Annotated in this window: 16 protein-coding genes; 6 read left to right on the top strand and 10 right to left on the bottom strand. The window is 36.4% G+C overall.

What is annotated here, in order from left to right:
- Positions 1-6: 6 nt before the first annotated feature.
- Together QCQ61_RS12275 and QCQ61_RS12270 are read left to right on the top strand one after the other, a co-directional pair.
- A complete protein-coding gene (locus tag QCQ61_RS12275; protein WP_279447940.1) occupies positions 7-498 on the top strand; it encodes a hypothetical protein in 492 nt (163 codons plus the stop codon).
- Between the two features lie 145 nt (positions 499-643).
- Positions 644-2,098 carry a membrane dipeptidase gene (locus tag QCQ61_RS12270; protein ID WP_279447939.1) on the top strand — a complete coding sequence of 485 codons (1,455 nt, stop codon included), beginning with the start codon at positions 644-646 and terminating at the stop codon, positions 2,096-2,098.
- Positions 2,099-2,110: 12 nt separating this feature from the next.
- On the opposite strand, the gene QCQ61_RS12265 is transcribed toward QCQ61_RS12270, so the two are convergent.
- From QCQ61_RS12265 to QCQ61_RS12225, 9 genes are all read right to left on the bottom strand, one after another.
- The gene (locus QCQ61_RS12265) at positions 2,111-2,551 is read right to left on the bottom strand and encodes a protease complex subunit PrcB family protein (RefSeq protein ID WP_279447938.1); all 441 of its coding nucleotides are present in this window, start codon (positions 2,549-2,551) and stop codon (positions 2,111-2,113) included.
- Between the two features lie 16 nt (positions 2,552-2,567).
- Positions 2,568-3,698 carry an N-acetyl-alpha-D-glucosaminyl L-malate synthase BshA gene (bshA, locus tag QCQ61_RS12260; RefSeq protein ID WP_279447936.1) on the bottom strand — a complete coding sequence of 377 codons (1,131 nt, stop codon included), beginning with the start codon at positions 3,696-3,698 and terminating at the stop codon, positions 2,568-2,570.
- Between the two features lie 25 nt (positions 3,699-3,723).
- Positions 3,724-6,642, bottom strand: coding sequence for a serine hydrolase domain-containing protein (locus QCQ61_RS12255; RefSeq protein WP_279447935.1), 2,919 nt, complete (start codon positions 6,640-6,642; stop codon positions 3,724-3,726).
- Positions 6,643-6,655: 13 nt separating this feature from the next.
- Positions 6,656-7,141: an ABC transporter ATPase gene (locus QCQ61_RS12250; protein ID WP_279447934.1), complete on the bottom strand. Its 486-nt coding sequence runs from the start codon at positions 7,139-7,141 to the stop codon at positions 6,656-6,658.
- Positions 7,142-7,144: 3 nt separating this feature from the next.
- Complete coding sequence (locus QCQ61_RS12245) at positions 7,145-7,936, bottom strand: (Fe-S)-binding protein (RefSeq protein ID WP_279447933.1); 792 nt, start codon at positions 7,934-7,936, stop codon at positions 7,145-7,147.
- A gap of 62 nt (positions 7,937-7,998) precedes the next feature.
- Complete coding sequence (locus tag QCQ61_RS12240; protein ID WP_279447932.1) at positions 7,999-8,433, bottom strand: LNS2 domain-containing protein; 435 nt, start codon at positions 8,431-8,433, stop codon at positions 7,999-8,001.
- A 60-nt stretch (positions 8,434-8,493) separates the two neighbouring features.
- Complete coding sequence (locus QCQ61_RS12235) at positions 8,494-9,798, bottom strand: 4Fe-4S dicluster domain-containing protein (protein WP_279447931.1); 1,305 nt, start codon at positions 9,796-9,798, stop codon at positions 8,494-8,496.
- A 6-nt stretch (positions 9,799-9,804) separates the two neighbouring features.
- Positions 9,805-10,752 (bottom strand): MlaD family protein, encoded by a 948-nt coding sequence (locus QCQ61_RS12230; RefSeq protein ID WP_279447930.1) that lies wholly within the window; start codon positions 10,750-10,752, stop codon positions 9,805-9,807.
- Positions 10,753-10,806: 54 nt separating this feature from the next.
- Positions 10,807-11,928, bottom strand: coding sequence for an N-acetylmuramoyl-L-alanine amidase family protein (locus QCQ61_RS12225; protein WP_279447929.1), 1,122 nt, complete (start codon positions 11,926-11,928; stop codon positions 10,807-10,809).
- A gap of 232 nt (positions 11,929-12,160) precedes the next feature.
- Here QCQ61_RS12225 and QCQ61_RS12220 point away from each other — a divergent pair, with 232 nt between their 5' ends.
- From QCQ61_RS12220 to QCQ61_RS12205, 4 genes are all read left to right on the top strand, one after another.
- A complete protein-coding gene (locus tag QCQ61_RS12220; protein WP_279447928.1) occupies positions 12,161-14,929 on the top strand; it encodes a putative LPS assembly protein LptD in 2,769 nt (922 codons plus the stop codon).
- Between the two features lie 125 nt (positions 14,930-15,054).
- Positions 15,055-15,435 carry a Rid family detoxifying hydrolase gene (locus tag QCQ61_RS12215; protein ID WP_279447927.1) on the top strand — a complete coding sequence of 127 codons (381 nt, stop codon included), beginning with the start codon at positions 15,055-15,057 and terminating at the stop codon, positions 15,433-15,435.
- Positions 15,436-15,836: 401 nt separating this feature from the next.
- The gene (locus QCQ61_RS12210) at positions 15,837-18,308 is read left to right on the top strand and encodes a phospholipase D-like domain-containing protein (RefSeq protein WP_279447926.1); all 2,472 of its coding nucleotides are present in this window, start codon (positions 15,837-15,839) and stop codon (positions 18,306-18,308) included.
- Between the two features lie 9 nt (positions 18,309-18,317).
- Positions 18,318-19,202: an endonuclease I family protein gene (locus QCQ61_RS12205; protein WP_279447925.1), complete on the top strand. Its 885-nt coding sequence runs from the start codon at positions 18,318-18,320 to the stop codon at positions 19,200-19,202.
- Between the two features lie 47 nt (positions 19,203-19,249).
- Here QCQ61_RS12205 and QCQ61_RS12200 read toward each other — a convergent pair whose 3' ends face one another.
- The gene (locus tag QCQ61_RS12200) at positions 19,250-23,629 is read right to left on the bottom strand and encodes a translocation/assembly module TamB domain-containing protein (protein ID WP_279447924.1); all 4,380 of its coding nucleotides are present in this window, start codon (positions 23,627-23,629) and stop codon (positions 19,250-19,252) included.
- Positions 23,630-23,641 lie beyond the last annotated feature (12 nt).

Here is a 23,641-nt window from a genome sequence, read left to right as displayed (position 1 = left end):
CAAATCATGAAAAAAGTCATTTTTTTATTTACCATCATTTCTGCCCTTACTTGGCAGGCAAATTCGCAGGAAATTTCTAAAAATGCCATCGGACTTCGCTTTGGAGATAGTGATGGTTTTGGACCGGAGATTAATTATCAAAGACATTTGGGCGACAACAACAGGCTGGAATTGGGTTTAGCCTGGCACAGTAAGAGCGATTGGAACGCAGTAAAACTTACTGGTATTTACCAATGGGTTTGGAACATAGACGGCGGCTTTAACTGGTATGCAGGTCCCGGTGCGGGAATTGGATTTGTGAGCTATGACTACGATGACGTCCCACCGTTTAGAGATAACGAAACAGACGTATTTGCGTTTATTACTGGCGATATAGGTATTGAATATAATTTTGACATACCACTTATCCTTTCTTTAGATATGCGACCGCAATTTAATTTAGGCTATAGAGACGATGTAAGTTTTGATGTTGGATTAAGCGCGCGATATCAATTTTAATTATTACAACATAATTTTTGTAATACATGCCTCATAGTTTTATGGGGCATTTTCCTTTATAAAAAACAGGAAAAACCCTGTTTTTTAAGAAAATTATTTTGTGCAATTTTATAGTATTTACTAAAAATTCACAAAAACCACGAAAATGGAAAAGCATTATGTAGATCTGCATTGCCATCCCTCATTAAAGCCTTTCAGTAAAAGTTTTAAATACAAGCCCCGAAAAATCAATGATATAGATCCTAATAGAAAAAATTCTATTTGGCATTACAGTCCTCCAAATTTTTTAGAGAAGCTTGTTAACCGAATTGTTACCCTTACAAAATTTACGCAAACTGATTTAACCGCACTGGCAAAATCTAAAGCAAAAGTTGTAGTGGTTGCCCTTTATCCTTTTGAAAAGCATTTTTTCGGAAAAGAGGTAATTGGCATCAAAGGAGTAACCGATGTTTTGGTTAATCTAGCAGCGAGTATCAGCCAATCGCGTATGGATTATATACGTAGCAATTACGACTATTTCGCCGATTTAATGGATGAGTATAAATACTTTCAGCAGCTTCACAATCAAGTTGAAAAAATTGACGGCAAATTCTACACCTACCGTTTGGTAAGCAATTTTCAGGATATTGATGACAACTTTTCGCAGGAAACAGATTCCAAAAAAATTATAAATATTATTCTAACTATTGAAGGCGGGCATAGCTTTAATACAGGCTTAGATATGGATAAGGATATGGCTAGCCGCACAGAAGTTATCGGTAACATTAACGTTATTAAAAATTGGGAACATCGCCCACTTTTTATAACACTTGCCCACCATTTTTACAATGAACTTGCGGGACATGCAAGTAGCATTTCCATTGGAATATTAAAGAAAAATCAATATCGGGGTTTAAATTCGGGTCTCACGGACTTAGGAGTAGAAGCAATAGATTTGCTGTTAGACAATACCGATAATAAACGTATTTTAATAGATATAAAACATTTAAGCACAACTTCCAGGAAGGCTTATTACAACTTACTCGAAACAAAGTACGGCAATGAAAACATTCCAATTATTGCCAGCCACGGTGCCTGTAACGGCAAACGCGCAATAGAACAGTGGCAACAAACCGGTATTAGTGCACATGAAGATTGGTTTTGCAATATTGATATTAACCTATATGACGACGAATTAATACGAATTGCGCGGAGCAACGGAATCTTTGGAATTCAGCTGGATGAACGCCGTATTGGGAGCAAAAGGGCGATTAATAAAAGTAAAATATACTTCCCGAACAAACGTAAACAATTGCGAAAAAAGGCACTTTTAGTATGGCGGCAAGTGCAGCATATTGCCGAAGTGCTTGATAACAAAGGTCTCTTTTGCTGGGGAATACAATCTATTGGAAGTGATTTTGACGGTATCGTAAATCCTATAAACGGTTTATGGACCGCAGAAAACATGAAAGATTTGGCCGAAGAAATGCTAAATCACGCCAACGATTATATATCAAAAAATATAAACCAGCTAAAAGCCTATAATAGAATTAGCGCCGAAAGTATAGTTGAACGGGTAATGCATGAAAATGCCATGGAATTTATAAAAAGGAACTATTAAAAAGTTTTAGAACTATTTTACAACCCTTTTAAAGATTATAGATTTTGGTTGTTTTTTAAATTTAACCATTGTAAAAGGCGTAGTTATTACCATCGTGGCGTTTTCACCGGGTTTCGGACTATTACCTTCGTAAAAAACTACTAGCGTATTTTCTTTTTCAATAATTTCTTTTACGGCAACAGAATGACCTCCGGTAGAGGTTTCGCCTATATTTATAAAAGCAACTATTTCCGTTTTAAAATCTACTTTCGGAATAGGAATATGTGGGGTTCGTGTGGTGTTAATAGAATTGAATATCTGTTTTAATTCTTTTGAAGTTTGAAGTATTACATTCTTTTGTTTTACAATATTGCTTTGGGAATTACTAAGTAACACATCGAAGGAAATATTTTTCTGCAACTCACTATTTTTATAAGCAGTGGGTTTACAGGAAAATACTAAAGTGATGGCCATAAAAAAGAAAAATCCTTTAGCGAATTTGCAATATAGCTTCTTGGTATAATTTTTCATAAATAGGAACAATTCTTTTGGTGTCGTAAACCATTGCAGCTTCAATTGCTTGCTTTTTAAACTTAGCTAACGTTTCATCGGTTTCCAAAATCTTTAAAGCATTTTCAGCCATTTCAGTAACATTTCCAACATTGCTTAAAAATCCGCTAACCCCATCAATATTTACTTCTGGCAATCCACCCGCATTACTTGAAATTACTGGAACTCCGCACGCCATAGCTTCCAAAGCCGCGAGCCCAAAGCTTTCTTTTTCAGAAGGAAGAATAAAAAGATCAGTAAAGCACAATATTTTATCAACTTCGTTACTATTGCCAACAAACAACACCTTTTCCTCAATTCCTTTTTCGGTACAAAGTTGTTCAGAAGCTTCGCGTTCGGGACCTTCGCCTACGATAATTAATTTAGCAGGAATTTTTTTCTGAATGTTATCAAAAATTTCAATTACATCCTTGATGCGTTTTACAGGCCGAAGATTACTTACATGGGTAACAATACGTTCTTCGGGTTTAGCCATTAAGTCGCGTTGGCACTCAGTAAATGTATTTATTTTTTTTGGAATGTCAATAAAGTTGGGAACAACATGAATTTCCTTTTTTATATCGAATAGGTGAAGGGTATCTTCCTTTAAACTCTTTGATACGGAAGTAACCACATCGCTATTATTTATACTAAAAGTAACCGCTGGCTTATAAAAAGGATGATTTCCTACTAAGGTAATATCTGTTCCATGAAGTGTGGTTACCATGGGTATATGGATATTTTCTTCCTCAAGCATTTTTTTAGCCATATAACCCGCATAAGCGTGGGGAATTGCATAATGAACGTGCAGCACTTCAATTTTATGAAGCTTTACCATATCTACTAATTTGCTGGAAAGCGCAAGTTCATAAGGTTGATAGTGAAAAAGTGGATATACAGGTACCGAAACTTCGTGGAAGTGAATGTTTTTTGACAGCAGTTCTAAACGAACGGGCTGTTTGTAGGTTATAAAATGAATTTCGTGTCCTTCTTCTGCCAAGGCTAAACCTAATTCAGTGGCCACTACTCCGCTCCCTCCAAAGGTTGGATAACATACTATTGCTATTTTCATTCTTTTATTTTTTATGAATATGCTTTCAATAATCTATAGCATCGTAAATGGCTTCTTGTATTTTACTTCGCAGATCGCTTCTAATTAACTTGCGGTTTTCTGCTTCCGGAAAAGTTCTGTTAGACAGAAAAACATATACAATTTCTTCGTCTGGGTCTGCCCAAGCAAGCGTTCCGGTAAAACCACTGTGCCCAAAACTTGTCATAGACACACAACCACAGGTTGGCCCTGAGGTGCCTAATTGGGGTTTGTCGAATCCTACGCCTCTTCGCACGTTTTTATTGCAATAATAGCAAGTGTTAAAAAGGTCGAGCACGTCGGGATTAAAATACCGTGTACCTCCGTAAAAGCCTTTCCAGAGGTACATTTGCATAATTTTAGCTACATCATTAGCATTACTGAACAATCCAGCATGACCACTAACGCCACCAAGCATTGCAGCCCCTTGGTCGTGAACATACCCTTGTACTTTCTGTTTTCTAAAAATATTATCCTGCTCCGTTGGTGTAATATTGTCTTTAGTAAATTTTGACAAGGGTAAATAGGTAGTATAATTGGCGCCCAAAGATTCATAAATTTTATCCTGAACCACTGTTTCCATTGGTTTGCCAAACTTTTGTTCAAAATATTTTTTTAGAATATAATAGGGCAAATCGCTGTATTTGTATTCTAATCTGGAATTGAGTTCACTTTCGCGAATGGTTTTATAAATGGTGTCCATATAATCTCTACGCATGTACAGGTTTTCTGCCACATGTACGTTGAAGTCTTTTCCCGCAACATCAGAATAGTATTTTGATGAAACATTTGTTTTTGATTCATTTAATGTATAGCGATAAAATGGAATCCAAGCCTTTAGACGTGCGTAGTGCGAGAGCATTTCCTTTAAAGTAATATTCGCTTTGTTCGAGTTTTTATACGCGGGTAACATTTCAGAAAGTTTGGTATTTAAGCTCAATTCCTTGTTATCTACAAGTTGCATTACAAGGGGCAGCGAAGCCAAAATCTTCGTCAGTGAAGCGAGGTCGTACATGGTACTGTCTTTAACTTCAATATTTTTATTGTATTCGTGGAATCCAAAATTCTTTTGATAAATAACTTTCCCTTTTCTGGCGACTAGAACCTGCGCTCCGGGAAACATACCTTGGGTCATCCCTAAATTTACGAGTGAGTCTATTTTTCTTAATTTATAACTATTTACGCCCACACTTTCGGGGGTGCCATATTGCAGTCTTCGCAACGATTTTGTTTTATAACTTGTGTTTAACGGAAAATCTTCGCCTAATGAAACTGGCAACTTTCCTTTAGCTTCCCGGGCGCCAAATATAAGTTGTGCAGAGAGTTTTTGTGAAATTTCACTGTTTTGGTACGACATAATTACCCCTTCAAAATTGGCGGTGGTCTTTAAATCTAACATCGCATAGGGCCTAGCAAAAACGTCTAAAATAACTGTATTGGTCCGTGCAATTTCATAAAGCCATACAATTTCATTTTGAGAAAATTCAAACTTTTTCCAAGGGTTTTCGTTGCTTTTGTGGAAGCCAATAATTACATAGTTATAATTTTTCAACTTTTGCACATAATCGTCAAGGCTGTTTGCTTTTACCCAATCTACATCACCATATTTTTTCAATTCGTTTAAAAAAACTTCGCCAGAATCATCACCAAAATTTATATAGGCTATCTTTTTTTCTTGAAGATCTTTTATAGGTAGAATGGCCCGGTCGTTTTTAATTACCGTTAGTGCATTATCCATGGCTTCTTCGTATAGCGAATTGTCGTAAACCGAATTTAAATCTTCATATAAATAGTTAATATTTACAGGGGTATAGTTGCTTAGCCCAACTTTATATTTAGCGTAAAGGATTTTCTTTACGGAATAGGCTAATCGTTTTTCGGTAATAATTTTGTCGTTATACGCATTAATGAGAAAATCCATTGCTTTAGGCACATTTTCTGGAATTAACAAAACATCATTTCCTGCCAAAAATGCAGCTAGTTCAATCTCGCCTGGATTTTTAAAATTAGAAGCCCCTTTCATATTTAGGGCATCGGTAAAAATAAGTCCGTTAAAACCGAGTTCATCTTTTAACAGATCGGTTACAATATTTGAAGAGAGCGAAGAAGGATAATTCATTTGAATTTCCAAAGCGGGAACATTTAAATGAGCAACCATAACACTATTAAGCCCTTCGTTTATTAATTTTTTATAAGGATACAATTCTAATGAATCTAAGCGCTCCCTAGAAAAATCAATGGTTGGTAAGGTTTTGTGGCTATCCATATCGGTATCGCCATGGCCTGGAAAATGTTTTGCACTTCCCATAATGCCAGCGCTTTGCATACCTTTCATAAAAGCGAGGGCTTTTTGGGTAACATTTTCTTTGTCTTCCCCAAAAGATCGGTTGCCGATTATTGGATTCTTTGGGTTGGTATTTATATCTACCACAGGCGCAAAATTAATATGCACTCTCAGGCGTTTAGATTGTTCGCCAATTCTACGGCCAACTTTTTCAACAATTTTATTGTCAGTAATAGCACCCAAAGTCATATTCCATGGAAAAGCATAGGTAGAATCCAGCCGCATGGCCAGTCCCCATTCGGCATCCATCCCAATCATTAATGGAACTTTCGCAAGGTCTTGAAATTCGTTATTTAATTTTGCTTGGCGCACGGGACCTCCTTTTGAAAAGATAACGCCACCAATGTGATAATTGGCAATTAGGTCTTTTATTTTGTCTGTCTTGGCTTTGGGATCGCTGGAAAAAATATCGACCATAAAAAGCTGGCCCATTTTTTCTTCCAAAGTCATGGAGTCAAAAATACTATCAACCCATTTTTTTTGGTTTTGAAAATCTTTCTTTACAATTAGTGGGTTTCTATCTTGTGAAAAGGCAGCGATTGAAAATAACGCTAATACGAAGGTGAGCAACAAATTTTTCATAAGTATTCATTATTTATGATAAAAATCTATTGTGCCAACTTTCATGTGCGGGTACTTCCCAATTTTCCAGATATTCTGCTTTGGTGTTTACGAGATTATTAAAAACAATGGTGTTTTTTGAAACCGATTTATCCTTGGCCATTTTTCTAAAATCGGTCAAAGGTTTATAAGCTATATATTCGCCGGTATAAAAAGTAACGTTCATTTTGTCTAGCAAATCCACGTCAAATTTTTCTTGCAGTGACTGAATAAAATGTACCGAAGCATCAATACTACAGCCAGATGCAGAGGCATTGGCTTGGTTTAACCCAATAACAATAAACCTATTGTATTTTATTTCTGCAGCGGCCTCGAGCTCGGCACCATGGGCGGTCCATTTGGTTAAAAAATCGTTTGTTAGTTCTGTAATTTCGGCAACTTCGTCGTTACTTAGTTTTCTATTGGCCTGATAAACCCAAACTCTTGAATCATCGGGCAGGTTTTTAAATTCTGTCAACATTATTTATAAATCTTCTGCATTTGCAATCATTTCTGCAACGTCCATTACTTGAACATTGTCTTCAGCATTTTTAGCTTTTACTCCATCGGTCATCATTACCATACAAAATGGGCAACCAGTAGCAATTATATCTGCGGAAACCTCCATAGCTTGTTCGGTGCGTGCTACGTTTACGTCTTTATTACCTGGTTCGGGTTCTTTAAACATTTGCGCACCACCCGCACCGCAACACATACCGTGTTTTTTATTTCGACGCATTTCAACGAGTTCGCCCTCTAATTTTTCGAGTAAATTTCTTGGCGCTTCGTATTCGTTATTTGCTCTCCCTAAATAGCAGGGGTCGTGAAAGGTTATTTTTTTACCCTTGAATTTGCCGCCTTCTACTTTTAATCTTCCTTCATCTAATAATGCTTTTAAAAATTGGGTATGATGCATTATTTCGTATTTTCCGCCAAGTTCTGGATATTCGTTACCGATGGTATTAAAACAGTGCGGACAAGTAGTTACTATTTTTTTTATACCGTAACCGTTTAGTATTTCAATATTGGTCATGGCTTGCATTTGAAACAAAAATTCATTTCCGGCTCTTTTAGCTGGATCTCCATTGCAACTTTCTTCGGTTCCTAACACGGCAAAATCTATGTTTGCTTTGTGAAGCAATTTCACAAAGGCTTTGGTTATTTTTTTAGCGCGATCGTCAAAGCTTCCTGCACAACCCACGAAAAAAAGAACTTCGGGTATTTTGCCTTGGGCCGCATATTCGGCCATTGTTGGTACTTTTATTGGTTCACTCATTTTGCTATTATTTCTGGTTTCACCCCTTATAGAATACGCAGGGTGCTTATTATTTTTTCGGTTTAATCTTCAAACACTTCAATTGTCACTTCTTTTTCTACCAAATCGGTAAATTTTCCTTTGTAGCGCGTTGCTTTTACCAAATGATTATCTACCCAATGGTAATTGCCGCCGCGGGGTTTTCCCATAAGCATACTATGGTATTTAAATCCGTGTTTGCTCAACCACGTTTCGGTTACTTGGCGGTGGGCCTCGGTGCGGGAAGTAAAAAAGCAAATTATATGCCCTTCGTCATACCATTTATTCAACGTTTTTAGTGCATCTGGAAAGGGTTTACACGTTGCCATGCGCTCTGGCTCTTCATTGGGTATGTCTTCGGTTATGGTTCCGTCTATATCTATTAAGTAGTTTTTTATTCCTTCGGGTAAAATTGGGCTAACGTGCTCGCCTTTTTCTACTTTATCGTGCAACATTTTTTCTACTTCTTCTTTTTTCATAATACGCTACTTTTTTGAACACGAATACAGCTGGGGTTAAAAAACGCCAGACTCAGTTATTTAGTTTTCATCTTTCCAATTTAATCTATCCATTTGATTGTAGGGCCATGGTGCGCCATTGTTTTCAATATTTGTCATTGCAACATTCAGTTCTGTTGGGGCAGCCGATTGCTCCATTACCAAATATTGGCGCATATCCATAATAATAGAAAGCGGATCAATACTTACCGGGCAGGCTTCTACACAGGCGTTGCAAGTGGTGCACGCCCAAAGCTCTTCCCGCGTAATATAATCGTCTAACAATTGTTTGCCGTCGGGTTTAAACTCGCCATTTTTATCTATGTTTTTTCCAATTTCTTCCAAACGATCGCGAGTATCCATCATAATTTTACGTGGCGAGAGTTTTTTACCGGTATTATTTGCAGGACATTCGTCTGTGCAACGGCCACATTCCGTACAAGTATATGCGTTTAATAGCTGAATTCTGCTCAAATCCATTACATCACTGGCTCCAAACTTGGCAGGGGCTTCTGTGGCTCCTTCGGCAGGTGCGGCAAAGGGATCTGCGTTTGGATCCATCATCATTTTCACTTCGTTGGTAACTGATTCCAGATTTTTAAATTTTCCTTTAGGAACCACTTTTCCGAAGTATACATTCGGAAAGGCCAACATAATATGCAGATGTTTTGAAAAATACAAATAGTTAAGAAATACAAGTATTCCCAAAATATGCAGCCACCAAGCGGTTCGCTCAATAATATGAAGCGTACTTTCTGAAGTACTGCTGAACCAATTAGCTATATATCCCGAAACGATATTACCGTTATTCATTTCCTGAAAAGGAATGTCTGTAGCATTCATAATTAGGAACAGCCCCATTAAAACCATTTCGAAATAAAGAATGATATTTCCGTCATTTTTTGGCCAGCCTTTCATTTCAGGTTTCCAGAAACGTTGCAATTTTAGGGCGTTTCTTCGCAACCAAAAAATTGTTACCGATACAAAAACCAATAGGGCTAAAATTTCAAACGAACCAATTAAAAATCCGTAGAAACCTCCTAGAAAGGAGAAGATCCGGTGTGTTCCGAAAATACCGTCAATTATAATTTCGAGTACTTCAATATTTATAATTATAAAACCGAGGTACACAACTATATGCAAAAATCCAGAAATGGGCCGCACAACCATTTTAGATTGGCCTAATGCAATGCGAAACACATTGCCCCATCGCTCGCTTTTGTGGTCTGAGGCATCAACCTTTTGACCTAGTTTAATATTGCGGATAACTTTGCGGATATTGATTGTAAAAAAACCAATACCTGCTATAAGTGCTATTAAAAATAAAATGTTTGGAATGTACTGCATGATGGTTTATTGGTCTGGGTTGGCTGGTGGATCGTACTCTTTGTTCTTTTTGCCGAACACTGAAAAATGTACGTAGCGTTTCGGGTTTAGTTTTAGGTCCTGAAGTAGCTGCTCCAGTTGTTTTGAAGCGCCTTCTAAATTTTCATAAAGTTTGTCGTCTTTTAAAAGTTTTCCCATAGATCCATCGCCATTTTCAACACCTGAGACAATTTTATCCATTTTATCTACTACGCTCTGCAGGTCGGTAACCAGTTTACCTGTTTCAAGTTGCGCAAGCGAATCGGTAAGTTTTGAAAGGTTGCCCGCTGTTTTGTCTAAATTTGTAAACGTATTGTCCAGTTTGCCAGTATTTTTTGACAAAATTTGATTTAAATTCTCTGAAACCCCTGCAAAAGAATTTAGCGTTGTGTTTAAATTTGCAATAGATTGTTGGAGGTTTCGGCGTGTGTCTTCATCTATAATTGCATTTATGCTTAGCAATAAGGTATCTACAGTTGCCAATGTGTTATTCACTTTCCGTTCCAAAGGTCCCAATGCTTTTGAAACCGCTGTAAGCATACCATCTTCAACATCGCCGCGAAGTGTATCGCCACTTTTGGCTACATTAGCGTCGTATTGTGGAAAAATCCCCAATGCTTTCCCACCAATTAATCCAGTACTGTAAATTCTAACGATGCTGTTTTTTGAAAAATCGAAATCTTTTTCTACAGTAAACTTTACAACCAAGCTACCTTTGGTATTGGCAAAAGAAATATTTTGAACCTTTCCGACTGTAAGTCCGTTTATTGTTACCGGAGCAGCTTGGGCAAGACCTTCTACATTATCGTATTTTACATAGAATTCGCGATTTTTTTCGAGCAGATTTGTGCCTTTTAAAAAGCTGTAGCCAAAGATTAGCAGCAAGATAGCGCCAATGGCAAGAATTCCGGTTTTAACTTCTTTCGATAGTTTCAAGTGTATATTTTTAGATTGTGAACAAATTTAAGTGATAAATATAAAGAATGCACGCTAATTGGCTTTCGATTTTAACACTTCCGGTAGATTAACTTTTCTTCCTTTTTTAAAAGCTACAATGTATGCCGAAGGATATCCTTTTTGCTGCACAAAGGTTTTCATTACCTGAATTTTGTTATAATCTGATGTTTCACCGTAGTAATATTTAAAAAGTCCGTCCTCCTTTTCGCGAGTTACCTCGTTAAGCCCTTTAAAGTTCTGCGGCTTAGGATCCAGCTTTTTACCACTTGCAGCCAATTGAACCTTAAAGGTTACGTTTTCGTAAATATCTTCTTTTGTAGTTTCAATCGTTTTTTCTACTTGAATCTGTTCAATTTGTGGATCTCTAATTTTTTCGGTGGAAATGGAGAGACTACTAATGTACGATTTTATAGCATTGCCTATTTCGCGAGCCATTTCGGTTTGTCCTTTGACAGAATTTAGATAAGCACCTTCGGTTTTGTTGGTAAGAAAACCCGTTTCAATCAAAACGCTGGGCATATAGGTATTGTGTAATACCCAAAAACCCGCCTGTTTTACACTTCTATCTTTTCGTTTTAAGTTGTTAATTACGTTATTCTGAACCAAGCTAGCCAATAAAATACTTTGGTCTAGATACTCTTCCTGCATTAAAACCATTCCTATCAGCGATTCTGGTGCATTGGGGTCAAAACCACCGTATTTTTCTTGATAGTTATCTTCTAAGTAAATTACCTCGTTTTCTTTTTTGGCTACTTCAAAGTTTGCTTGGCTTTTATGAAGCCCCAAAACAAAAGTTTCAGCGCCATAGGCATTCGAGTGATGGGCATTGCAATGTACAGATACAAATAGATCGGCATCAGCCCTATTTGCAATGGCCGCACGTTCGCGTAATTCAATAAAAACATCGGTTTTTCGGGTATAGATTACTTTTACGTTTGGTAACTTTTCTAACTCCGCTCCTACTTTTAAAACAATGTTTAACGATATTTCCGATTCTTTATACCCGTTCCCTTTATTTCCGTGATCGTGCCCACCGTGACCAGCATCCAATACAACTACAAATGGTTTTGTAGGATTTTCTGCAGCAGTTGTTTTCAGGGAAAAAAGTAAAAAGGTTCCTATTACTAAAAGTGAAGCAAAAAGTTTTGTGTACATATATGTTTTAACGATTGTTGTTAGTGAATAGTATTTTAAAACGAACCCTGAAAACTAATGTTTCAGCGATACGAAACTTTGTGAAAATTTCTTTTTAAACAAAAATTACAGCTACAAATACTGTTAATTTATTGTCCTAAAGTTTCGGTTTAGTTCCAATTATTAATTTCGCTATATCCTTTTTCTCAAAAATGTCATTTAAAAAAACGTACCCGAAAAAATATGTTTATTTTTGACCGTTTCAAATATTGAGCCAAATCTACAAAATAATAGCATCAGCGCATTGCAGACCAACGGGCATTACTTAACAATCTTTTTAACAATACTGCTACTTTGCAGTGCAGTTTTGCATGCGCAGGACATTCCGCCAAAGAATGAGGCCAACCTTCCAAAAACTACTCCGGAAGACACTCTTAAGGTAAATTTAAAACCTGTTTTAGAAGAAGCTAATGAATTGGTACAGGATACTGTAAAGACCGATTCTATAAAACCGCCAAAAGAAACATTAACGAATATTGTAGATTATTACGGCGAAGATTACGTATTGCTGAACCGAAAGGAAAACAAAGTATATATGTATAACAATGCTTATATAATCTACGGTGATATGCGCATTGATGCAGGATTAATAATTCTGGATTACAACAAAAACGAAGTTTATGCCAAAGGAATAGACAGTGCTGGCGTTTACAGCCAACGTCCCGTTTTTGTTCAGGCAACAAACAAGGTAGAACCAGATTCCATTCGCTATAATTTTGATTCGGAAAAAGCTTTAGTTTTTAATAGCCGAACAGATCAGAATGGTTTTAGGGTAATTTCCGAAGTCACCAAAAAAGTAAATGATTCGGTTGTTTATTTGCGAAATGTGAAGTTTACTACCTCAAAAAACATAGACGATCCCGAATATTATTTCTATACTCGAAAAGCAAAATTTGTTCCTAAAAAGAAAATTGTTACGGGTCTTACCAATATGTTTATTGCAGATGTTCCTACGCCTGTAGGTCTGCCTTTTGCGTATTTTCCGCTAACTGAAGACCGAACCTCGGGTTTTATCATTCCGTCTTTTGGAGATAATAACAGCAGGGGCTTTTTTCTTCAAAACGGTGGATATTATTTTGCTATAAGTGAATATTTAGACTTTAGCTTGCTGGGAGATTATTACACAAACGGAAGTTACGCGCTGCGGGGAGAAACTTCTTATTCCCTGCGATATAAATTTAGAGGAAACGTTAGTGCGCGATTTGAAAAACTAATAGACGAAGAAAGAGGTTTTCCCGGTTTTGGCGAACGAAGTATTTACAACATTAGATGGTCGCATTCACAAGATCCGAAGAGTAGCCCTAACTCTCGTTTTTCGGCTTCGGTAAATATTGGTAGCAGTAAATATTTTTCAGAATCTATTAACCAAACCAATAATGCCAGTGCTTTGGTAAACACTTTGAGTTCTTCTGTTTCATATTCCAAAACCTTTGAAGGCGAGCCACAGGTTAATCTTTCGCTGGCCGCAACACATTCGCAGAATACAAAAACGCAGGCTATATCAATGTCTTTGCCCAATTTAAATGTAAATGTATCACGAATTTATCCTTTCGCACCAAAAGATGGCACCAAAAAAGGAATTATTGAAAACATCAATTTTCAGTACGATGTAACGGCCGAAAATAGAATTCAGACTACCGATTCACTTTTCTTTAAACCCGAAATGTTCAACAGTGCGCAAATTGGGGCACAGCACAATATTCCGTTGACGACCAATTTTAAAATTTTTAAGTATTTAAGTGCTTCCGCGGGAACTAATTACCGTGAAACCTGGGTATTAAAAAGCACTCGAAAACGATTTGATGAAACCATAAACAATGGTTTGGGAGGCGTTGTACAAGATACTGTTGCCGGATTTGAAAGCTACAGAACCTATAATTTTTCCACCAGTCTAGGAACTACGCTATACGGTCTTTTTAACTTTGGAAACGATAAAAAAATTCAAGCCATTCGCCACGTAGTTCGCCCATCAATTGGTTATAACATTAACCCTGCTTTTGACAGGTATTACGACGAATTTATAATCCCGCAAACCGCCGATGAAGCTGCACAAGTAGTGGAGTATTCGCGGTTTGAAAATACGCTTTATGGCGCTCCGAGCAAGATTTACTCCAGCAGCATCGGGATGTCGCTTAGCAATACTTTTGAAGCAAAAATGCGCGATCGCGATACTACTGCCGTGGAGCCAAAAAAAGTAACTTTATTAAACAATTTAAACTTTTCAACAGCTTATAATCTCGCAGGCGATTCCCTACAATGGAGTCCGCTTCAATTTACGGGCAGTATTCCTATAATTCCAAAGTTGGATTTTAACTTCAGCGGAAGTTTAGATCCGTATGCATTAGACAACAACAATAATAAAATAGACGTTTTTAATATTAACAACGGCGGAAGTCTCTTCAGATTAACAAATGCCAACGTGAGTATAAATTATTCGTTCTCCAGCAAGGATTTTGACGGTAGCGGAAAAAAAGATTTAGATAGAATAGACAATGAAACCTTTCGAAACGGGGGGCGTCCCGACGATCTTTTTGGAGAGGCTACCGATATTTACGACGGGCAAATTTACAACGAAGACGACGACGACCAAGAATTAGATAAAACAAATGTAGAGTGGTATAATTACACTATTCCGTGGGATATGCGGTTGGCGTACACCATTACTTATGGCAATAGTCAGCGGCAGAATGAAATTTCCAGTCAATCGCTAATGGTTAGCACCAATATGGAATTGGCGCCGCGTTGGACCGTTGGGGTATCTTCGGGCTACGATTTTAAGAACAAAGGCGTTACCTTAACGCAATTCCGTTTTCAGCGCGACCTCGAAAGCTGGCAGATGAGTTTTAACTGGACGCCCATTGGTAGTATAAACACCGCGTGGTATTTCTTTATAGGAATAAAATCTTCGGTGCTTAGCGATATTAAATACGATAAACGAAGAGAAAGCGATAAGAGGTTGTAATATATTTAATAGTAAATTTATATTTTAAATAAGTTAGGCATAAAAATTCGGAAATATTAAAACCCATAAACTGCCGAACAACAATGATTTTACTTGCGATTTATAATTATTAAAAACAAAAACCTATGAAAAAGATAATTTCTACTGTCCACGCCCCTGCTCCAATCGGACCTTATAACCAAGCCGTTTTAAAAGGAAATATGCTTTATACTTCCGGCCAAATTGCCATAGATCCAAAAACTGGAAATTTAATAACAGACAATATTAAAACCGAAACCAAACTGGTGATGGAAAATTTAAAAGCAATTTTAACCGAAGCGGGAATGACTTTTGAAAACGTCTTGAAATCCAGTATATTCATTAGCGATATGAATAATTTTAGCCAAATCAATGAGGTGTACGCTACCTATTTTAACGAAGCCACTGCTCCCGCCCGCGAAACAGTTGAAGTGGCAAACCTTCCAAAATTTGTAAATGTGGAGATTTCGGTGATCGCTTCACTTTAAAGAGGTTATAAAAGTTATTCTACGATATTTTAAGTGAGTCTGGGCTTTATTAATTAAATTTCGTTATAAAACTTTTTTGTTTAAAATGTGAAGTTACCATAGCGTTCGGCTTGTAAAGATTGTCTATTTATTGCCAAATATACTTAGGTTGCGTGTGAAGTGAAATTATCATTTTTGTGCATTTGGTAATTTATTATTTGGCATTCGGTATTTTCAATTCTATTTCGCTCATATACAACGCATTTTAGTTATATTTGAGTCTCCCCAATATATTTAATTTCAAAATTTTCAAGGTTACGCTCTACAGAGAGGTGTTTGTTTGTACGCATTTATGTAACGTCCTGAAATATTGAATTAATTTCTAATAAAGCTAGGTTTATTAATTTTTAAAAGACCCTCTTATGCGAAGAAAAATATTGTTCTCCCAACCAGCTTTAAATTACAGATTCACACTTCTTTTTCTATTGGCTCTCACCTTTATTGGTTGTAGTAAAAAATTACTGATTACTTCGCCTTTGGCAGTTACGCCAGATTATTTAAAACAAAATGCATTTACAGCTAAAAAAGCATTCGTACTAAAAGATAACGACCTGGCCTTTGCTTCAAAAATTGATATAATTAAAAATGCTAAAAACGAATTGCGCCTGGTATATTATATCTACGATTTAGATGAAACTACGGCCTTTATGACGCATGCACTCTTGGAAAAAATTAAGACCAATTCAGATTTCAGAGTTAAGCTATTGGTAGATTATCAATGGAATTATAAGAATCTCGATTTTTTTAGATGGATGGAAAACCAACAACCGAACGGAATTCAACAAATTGAAGTTCGGTTTTACAACAGACCTGCCGTTTCAGTAATAAAGTTTGCCGAATTTATGACAATTGGCTGTGCCGGAGATACAATCGGAATTAACGGAAAAACGCCAAACTGCGCCGATGAAAAACAGAGATATCTCAATAAATACAACAGTTTACTATTGCCAGAAGCCGAAGCGGAGATGAGTTTGGAAGCTAAAATATTTTTGGCCGGGTTTTATTCCAAAGATCCAAATGGGCTTTTGTTTGCAACTCAGTTAGGGTATGCAAGAGAATTGCAAAACCTCGCAGAAAACTCATCTTCAACGCCTACTATGACTGAGGATGTAAAGGAAAACTTAAAGAAAGTAATGAAATTGTATTGGACAGCCAAAACGGGAAATAACGCTGAACGCATTAAAGCGCAAATTCAACTTTCAATTATGGGCTTATTTTACGGCGAACAATTAAAACCTTTTATAAACGGTTTGGAAACAATTTTGCCTTTTTCACTTAAGGATTTAGACAATAGCCCTTTAATGACCAACCCCGAAATTGATTATATAACCGATTATTCGCACCATAAATTAATTTTGGCGGATAATGAGGTAGCGCAATTGGGCGGCCGAAATTGTGCAAATGCATACCATATGCATCCAAACAATTTGGAAAAGAAGTATATTTTTATGGATACCGATGTTTTTATGGATTTAGACACCCGAGGTGGAAATATTATACAAAAAACATACGATGAACTTTGGAACTATACTACCATGGTCGCCACTACTGCGAGCATTGAAAAACACGCTCCCATTGGTTATTTGTATTTAATTAATAAAGCTACGAAAATGGCGGAAGCTTCCTGCCCCAAAAATTTAAGCGATTTGGAAAAACAAGGATGTGCACTTCAAATTTTTGTGCAGTTAATGGAATCCGGAACCGAAGGACTTGTTGCAGAAAAGCAAAATGAATGGGGAGCTAAATACGAAAAGTACTTGCAATCATATCAAGATAATTATTTAGATAAAAGCACAAATGCAAAACAGTGGACGCAATTGGAGACGCTTTTCGACTCGAATAACGGCTATATTCAAAACAACACCTTAAGCAACACATTACATTCAGTAAACGCAATTCCGTTGACCAATCAGCCCATGTTTTACGTTCAAAATGTACCTTATAATTTAACTATTCTTAAACGCGGAAACTTAAAGAATAGAAAATTTGGCTCTGAATATGACCAAGAAATTGAACATGGAAAAATGATTCAAAAATTATGGGAAGACGCCTTTCAAGCCGCATGCGCTAAGAGCAATGTTACAAATAAGCCCGTAGAGGTTATTATTCATCAAGGTTATTTTTCGCCCACTGAAGGGGTAGTTCAGGAAATGAACAAACTTATGAACAGCAACATCTGCCCCAACGTTACGCTTAAAATTTATACCAATTCTATTGGCACTACAGATTTAACACCTATAAATTTTATTGGAAGAAGACAAATGCAATATTTACTTCAAAAAAATAATGAGTTCAATACCGATAGGTTTCAATACTATGAATACAACAAAGACAGGTTAACCCAAGAAGTTATAGACAATTTTTTAAACCAGAGCAGCGTTAAAGAAGAAATAAGTTCATTTTCACTTCATACCAAAGTTATAATTTTTGGTGACGCAATTTACATAGGATCGGCGAATGCAGAATTTAGAAGTTATATGATGGATACCAACAATGGTATTTTTATTGAAGATGCGCCAGAATTAGTTGCTGCGTATAAAAAGATTTTTGAAGAATTAGAAGCCAAACACATTGTTGTTGAAGCAAAACAGCACATAAATTTTAATGATGTAAAACAACTTCGCGCTCAGGAAGAACGCGATGTTTCAGCATTACTAGAAAGATATTCGGTAAATGAACGCGAATCTATGGCGAATAGAAAAGCAGAGCTTGAATTTTTTATTCGTCAGTTTTATGCCACTTTAGATCAGGTTACCGTAGCGATGAAAAAAAGTTTAAAAAAGAAAAAATTAAAAGGTCCTTCAGAATTAGATGCCCTTTTAAAGGTTTTTTAAAATTACAAATTGAAGAAAAGTAAACCCCTTTATAAAATTCCCTTACTATTATTTTCTTTCCTATTCTTCGGAAACGTAGCACTGGCTGCGTGTTGCAAGTATAATGTAAGTTTTAGGTGTGATGTAGATTCAGTAGTTTTTACAAAGAAAATTTCAGTATTTAAAACCGTTGCTGTTGCCTCGGATACAATTCCGTTAAAAAACTTAGTTGAAAATTATAAACCAAAGCAGGTTTTAAATTATGACGAAGCCCGAGCGGTTATGTACACTCAAATTTACAACATAAACGATTCTGTAAGCTGTATGTATTCTGGATACAAATTGCCACTTTCTAAAAGTGAAAAAAAGCCTGTTTTACAGTTATTAAAACTTAATGTATTCAATAGTATAATTGCTGAGCACAGCTATCCTAAGAGTAAAGGCGCCAGTAGTGGCAACGCAAAAAGCGATATGCACCATTTATTTCCCGTGCGGCTGGGCGTAAATGTTTCTAGGTACAATCATCCGTTTGGCAATGTACAAGATACTGAATGCGATGTTTGGTACACTGCTCACGAAAAATACAAATCTAAACCCGACAAAACGGATGCCATTTGTGCAAAAGAGGGAAATGGCAAATTTGAACCACGGGACAATTTTAAGGGCAATGTGGCACGAGCTGTATTTTACTTTTATACAATGTACCGAGAAGAGGCTAATTTAGCCGATGCGTCATTTTTTGAATTGCAACGAGAAACTCTATTAATTTGGCATAAGCAAGATCCTGTAGATGCTTTAGAGCTGGAGCGAACCCATAGCATTGCATCTTACCAATCGGGGAAACCAAATCCGTTTGTGCTAGATGCAACGTTGGCCGAAAGACTTTACGGTTTACAGGTTTCGGACACTCTTTAAAATTGTTTTTTCAAAAAAATAATGCTAGTTAGAAGTGCATAAAATAGCTATTCTTCATCTTCCGTATTTATACCTTGTGGTTTAAAATCTACTGGATAACTATTATCGTCCGGAATTACAGGCAGCTCGGTTTCTACGGTTACTTTTTTATTAAATAGTTTTCTGTATAGTTCCTGAAATGTATTAAAATCTACAGAATATGAAATCCCGGTCCCTTGCTCAAATATTTGATCTTCACCAATAAATTGCAAATCGGCTTGGCGATTAAAAAATTTCATTCGCAAACTACCATCTTCATTTATTAACCATTGCACTTCAATGTCTCCTGCAACCGAAGTTTCATTTGCGCCACCTACCGGCACTCCAACCTTTCCGTTTATTAAAATACGCTCATTGATTTGTGTGGAAAGAGTGATTCCAAAACGATCTGCAGTTTCTTGATTGGGACTTTTATTTCCGATTGAATAATCTAAACCTACGCGAAATTTACCATCTTGATCTGCAAATAAGTTATTTACCAAGCCAGAAACTCTGTCGGCAACCGTGCCTGCAAAAGCATTTGAACCCGCATAATTTTCACTGACAAACGAATTGGAGGCCAATAAAAAGAGAGCTTGGTTCTGCATCTGCTCCTGATTTTGCAATTTGTATTGCAATTCACTCTTTAGGGTTGAACTTACACGCGGAAAGTCAATGTTAAAGCTAAGTTCGGGATGTGCTAATTCACCTTCCAAATCTACGTAAACTTCAACCGGAATCTTTGTGTTAACAGACGGATTGTCTAATAACACCGAAGGATTTGCCTGCGTTTTATAAACCGCACTCAAGCTTAAGTTAGCTCGTTCGGGAGCGCCATCCCAAGTAATGTTACCCCCTGGAACAACCCCAATATTTCGCTGGATGATACCGCCGTATCTAAAATCGTATTCTCCTTCGTAAACCTGAAAATCGCCATACATTTGAAATTTACCGTTTGTATTTATTTCAATTAGAAGAATTCCGGCACCGCGACCCTTTAATGTTGAATTGTTTTCTTGGTCCACAACTACTTCTACTTCGGCATTCTTATTTATATCTAATTCAAAATTAAGCGACAATCCTTTCGAATTATTTGTAATTACCGTTTCACCGTTCACTCTTGCCTCCTTTTCTTTTGGAGAAAGAAAATGTACAAAGGAATCGTCGCCAATGGATTCTGTATCGCTTATGGGAATTTTAAATGTAGTTCCTTCTTCCGTCGTAGCATCAACATTAATTACCAATTCGTCTATAGGGCCCAAGATATCTGCTCTTCCGCTAATAAATGCCGTTCCGTAATACAGGGCATCTTCTTCGGGAGGTGTGTTTAAAGCCACCAACCTTTCGGGGGCTTCAATATGAAGATTTAGTTCCCATTTATCAAAATTAGTATGCGAAGCGTATCCATAAAGAATACCAGAGGTTTCAAACTTGGTGTCTTTAATGTTCGTTCGTTCTATTTCAATTTTATTTTTTGTAACCGTAATTTGGGCATTATTTTCTAGATTGAAATCTGTGTTCAGATATGGGATCTTTAACCCGCTATTCTCTAAGGTAAACCGCCCCAAAATATCTGGCGATTTGTAACTGCCAGAAACCCGGGCATTCCCGGTAATAAACCCACGAATATCTGAAATTACATCGGCGCCAAACGGATTAAATGCCTGTAAATTAAACTGATTTAAATCTACATTAAGCTGTATTTGAGGGTTTTTGGGTGAAACATCAATCTCGCCCACGGCATTAATAGATTTTACCTTGTTATTTACAAGCGACGAATTAATACGGTATTTTGTGAGGTCTTCGTTGCCATCAATTTTTAAAGTTAAATCGCCAAAAGGTATTTCGTTAATTTCTACACCATCTATAGTTACGGAGCTATTGGGATAATACGCTCCATTTTTCTGAATAAAATCGAACTTGCCATTTACATTACCCTTAAGTCGTAGGCTGTCAATCTCGGGTGTAATATTACCGATATTTACATTCCTAAAACGAACTTTTAAATCTTTATATGTAGAATCCCGGAGCGTGCCCGCCATCTGAATTAATTCGTCATTGTGGCTTAACACCAACGAATCTATACGTACTTCCCTAAAGTTATCGTCGAAAACAACTTTGTTTAATCTGTTGTTATTTTCGTTTAAATACCAAACGTTTCCTTTATATGTTATGTCTGATTTTTTAATCCCAATCACCGATTTTCCTTCTTTATTTATGGTATGATAAAGTGAAAGATTAAATAGGTCCTGTTTCTTTGGTCCCCCAGCAAATTCTGAACGTACGTACATTGTATCATTCAAAGTTTTATTAATTACATTTAAATCTTTAAGATTATAAAACCCAGTATAGATAGAATCTGCGGCTATATATGTATTGTACAGTGGATTATCATTATCTACTTGAATATTTAGTTTACCTATGTAATTATTAAAAAGAAGGATTTCCGGGGAGCGAAAATCGAGTTCAAATTTAGATTCATCCGAATATACAGAACCTTTAATACGGGTATTATCACCCAATTTTAATTGCGGCACAAAAACATCAACAATTTTATTGTAAACTACAAATTCATAATCTATGTATTGGTTTGTAGTTACTTCCTGTGGAATGTAATTGGCATAAATACTCGCAATACCATTTTGAAAAAGATTGGGAATATCTTCAATTAAAAATTCACCTGTAATCTTGCCATTCATTATATCTGGCGAATTAATTTCAATGGTCCTAACAGAATCCCGAAAACTGGAGGTTACCGTAAAATCGTCGAAATAGTAATAGTCTCGTTCGTTTTGATAAAACGTTTGACTGAAATTTATGGTACCCACCACATCGTCAATAGTTTTTCCATCCATATCCACAACCACTTTTCCCGTAAAAACAGAAATACTATCGCGCGTAATAAGATTTAATTTGTTTAAATCTGAATACGCTACGTCTGCTTCAAAATCTAAGTGGTTTGTTTCGGCCGAAGCGTCTATTAACCCTTTAAAATCCAGTTTTAAGTTAGGATCGTCTATGGAAAGTTCACCATTGAAAAGTGGATTTTTAAGATTACCGGAAACAACGATGTTTTTATAGTTATAACCTTCAAAGTTAAAAGAAGACACTTTTCCCGAAACTTCAGTGTTTATCGTGTTTTTATCGAAGCCTCGACCGTCAAAATTTAGGTTGGCTGTCATTTTTCCGAGGGAAGTAGTTTTAGCAATTTTACCCAAATTAAAATTTGTTAACACTACATTTCCTTTGTAATAGGCGTTATCAATATTATTGATATTTCCCATCTTTAAATCTACTTTTGCCTGCCCAATTGCACTTTGTAAATTACTTTTGGTATTTAACTCGTCGCCAATAATTGAAGTGTTTCCAGTAAGGGAAAAGTTTTTAAGTTCCTTCAATTCCACAGGAACTACATCGCCCAAAACGCGAGGCATAAATCTTCTTAAGTCGAAATAATTTGTTGCTATATAATGGTTTTTGGCGGTTATGGCGTAGTTTTTTTCGGCATCTAAAACGTTCAGAAAAGTATATTCTCCTTGAATATTTGTAGCGCTAGTTTCAAATTTCACATTCGTTGCAGAAAAATTATTCAACGTGCCTTTTAGTTCGGTATCCAATGCTATTACTTGATCGGGACCAAATTCATCATAAAATCCGTTTAGATCGTTTGTGGCAATTTTTGAATCTTGAATGCGTGCAGTAATTAATACATCATTTTCAAAATCTGCCATTCCATTTTTTGAAAAATCTAGGTCTATTTCACCTTTAATCTCAGATTCGGTTGTTTTAAGGTACAAATCCTTTAATATAATATTGGTACGGGTATAGGCAAAATCTGTTTGCAGGTCTTTAATCACAAAACCTCGTGACGCAACTAAAGACAGACTTTCAATATCGGTGGTTACTTCTGGTCCGTAAATTTTAAGATTGTTGGCAGTAATGTTTACGTTATCCAAAATAAAAATCTCTGGATTTTCCAGATTCTCATTTGTTATTTTTACGCGGCTATTAGATAATTGTACATCGTTGCTAAAAAGTGAAAAGGGCGTGGTGCTGGGCTTTCCGGTATCAAACTTATCTGCGAAAATAGATAGGTTGTCTGTTTCTTCGTTTTTATATGTTTTAACGTAGAGTTTTGCGTGATTTAACGCAATATCCCCAAAACCGAGATCACCATTGATTAAATTTTGAAAGTTTACAATATTGGTCTGAACTTCCTTGCTATAAATAAGTGTATCGTTATGGTGATCGGCAATAAAAACCTCTCTGATATCTACTTCACCTTTCCAATTAAGGCCAAGACGTTCAATATGTATATCGGTGCCGTATGTTTGGTTTAGATTATCGGTTACTTTTTTCGCTACTTTAGTTTGAACTGCCGGAATGGAAAAAATAATTATTAAAAGCACGAGCAGCAATAC

Source organism: Aequorivita marisscotiae, from assembly GCF_029814825.1.
GTDB classification, from domain to species: Bacteria; Bacteroidota; Bacteroidia; order Flavobacteriales; family Flavobacteriaceae; genus Aequorivita; species Aequorivita marisscotiae.
This window is presented reverse-complemented; position numbering and strand designations above follow the sequence as displayed.

Coding starts and splice junctions, on each gene's coding strand:
- QCQ61_RS12275 (WP_279447940.1), top strand. CDS start 7: ATGAAAAAAGTCATTTTTTTATTTACCATCATTTCTGCCCTTACTTGG.
- QCQ61_RS12270 (WP_279447939.1), top strand. CDS start 644: ATGGAAAAGCATTATGTAGATCTGCATTGCCATCCCTCATTAAAGCCT.
- QCQ61_RS12265 (WP_279447938.1), bottom strand. CDS start 2,551: ATGGCCATCACTTTAGTATTTTCCTGTAAACCCACTGCTTATAAAAAT.
- bshA (WP_279447936.1), bottom strand. CDS start 3,698: ATGAAAATAGCAATAGTATGTTATCCAACCTTTGGAGGGAGCGGAGTA.
- QCQ61_RS12255 (WP_279447935.1), bottom strand. CDS start 6,642: ATGAAAAATTTGTTGCTCACCTTCGTATTAGCGTTATTTTCAATCGCT.
- QCQ61_RS12250 (WP_279447934.1), bottom strand. CDS start 7,141: ATGTTGACAGAATTTAAAAACCTGCCCGATGATTCAAGAGTTTGGGTT.
- QCQ61_RS12245 (WP_279447933.1), bottom strand. CDS start 7,936: ATGAGTGAACCAATAAAAGTACCAACAATGGCCGAATATGCGGCCCAA.
- QCQ61_RS12240 (WP_279447932.1), bottom strand. CDS start 8,433: ATGAAAAAAGAAGAAGTAGAAAAAATGTTGCACGATAAAGTAGAAAAA.
- QCQ61_RS12235 (WP_279447931.1), bottom strand. CDS start 9,798: ATGCAGTACATTCCAAACATTTTATTTTTAATAGCACTTATAGCAGGT.
- QCQ61_RS12225 (WP_279447929.1), bottom strand. CDS start 11,928: ATGTACACAAAACTTTTTGCTTCACTTTTAGTAATAGGAACCTTTTTA.
- QCQ61_RS12215 (WP_279447927.1), top strand. CDS start 15,055: ATGAAAAAGATAATTTCTACTGTCCACGCCCCTGCTCCAATCGGACCT.
- QCQ61_RS12210 (WP_279447926.1), top strand. CDS start 15,837: ATGCGAAGAAAAATATTGTTCTCCCAACCAGCTTTAAATTACAGATTC.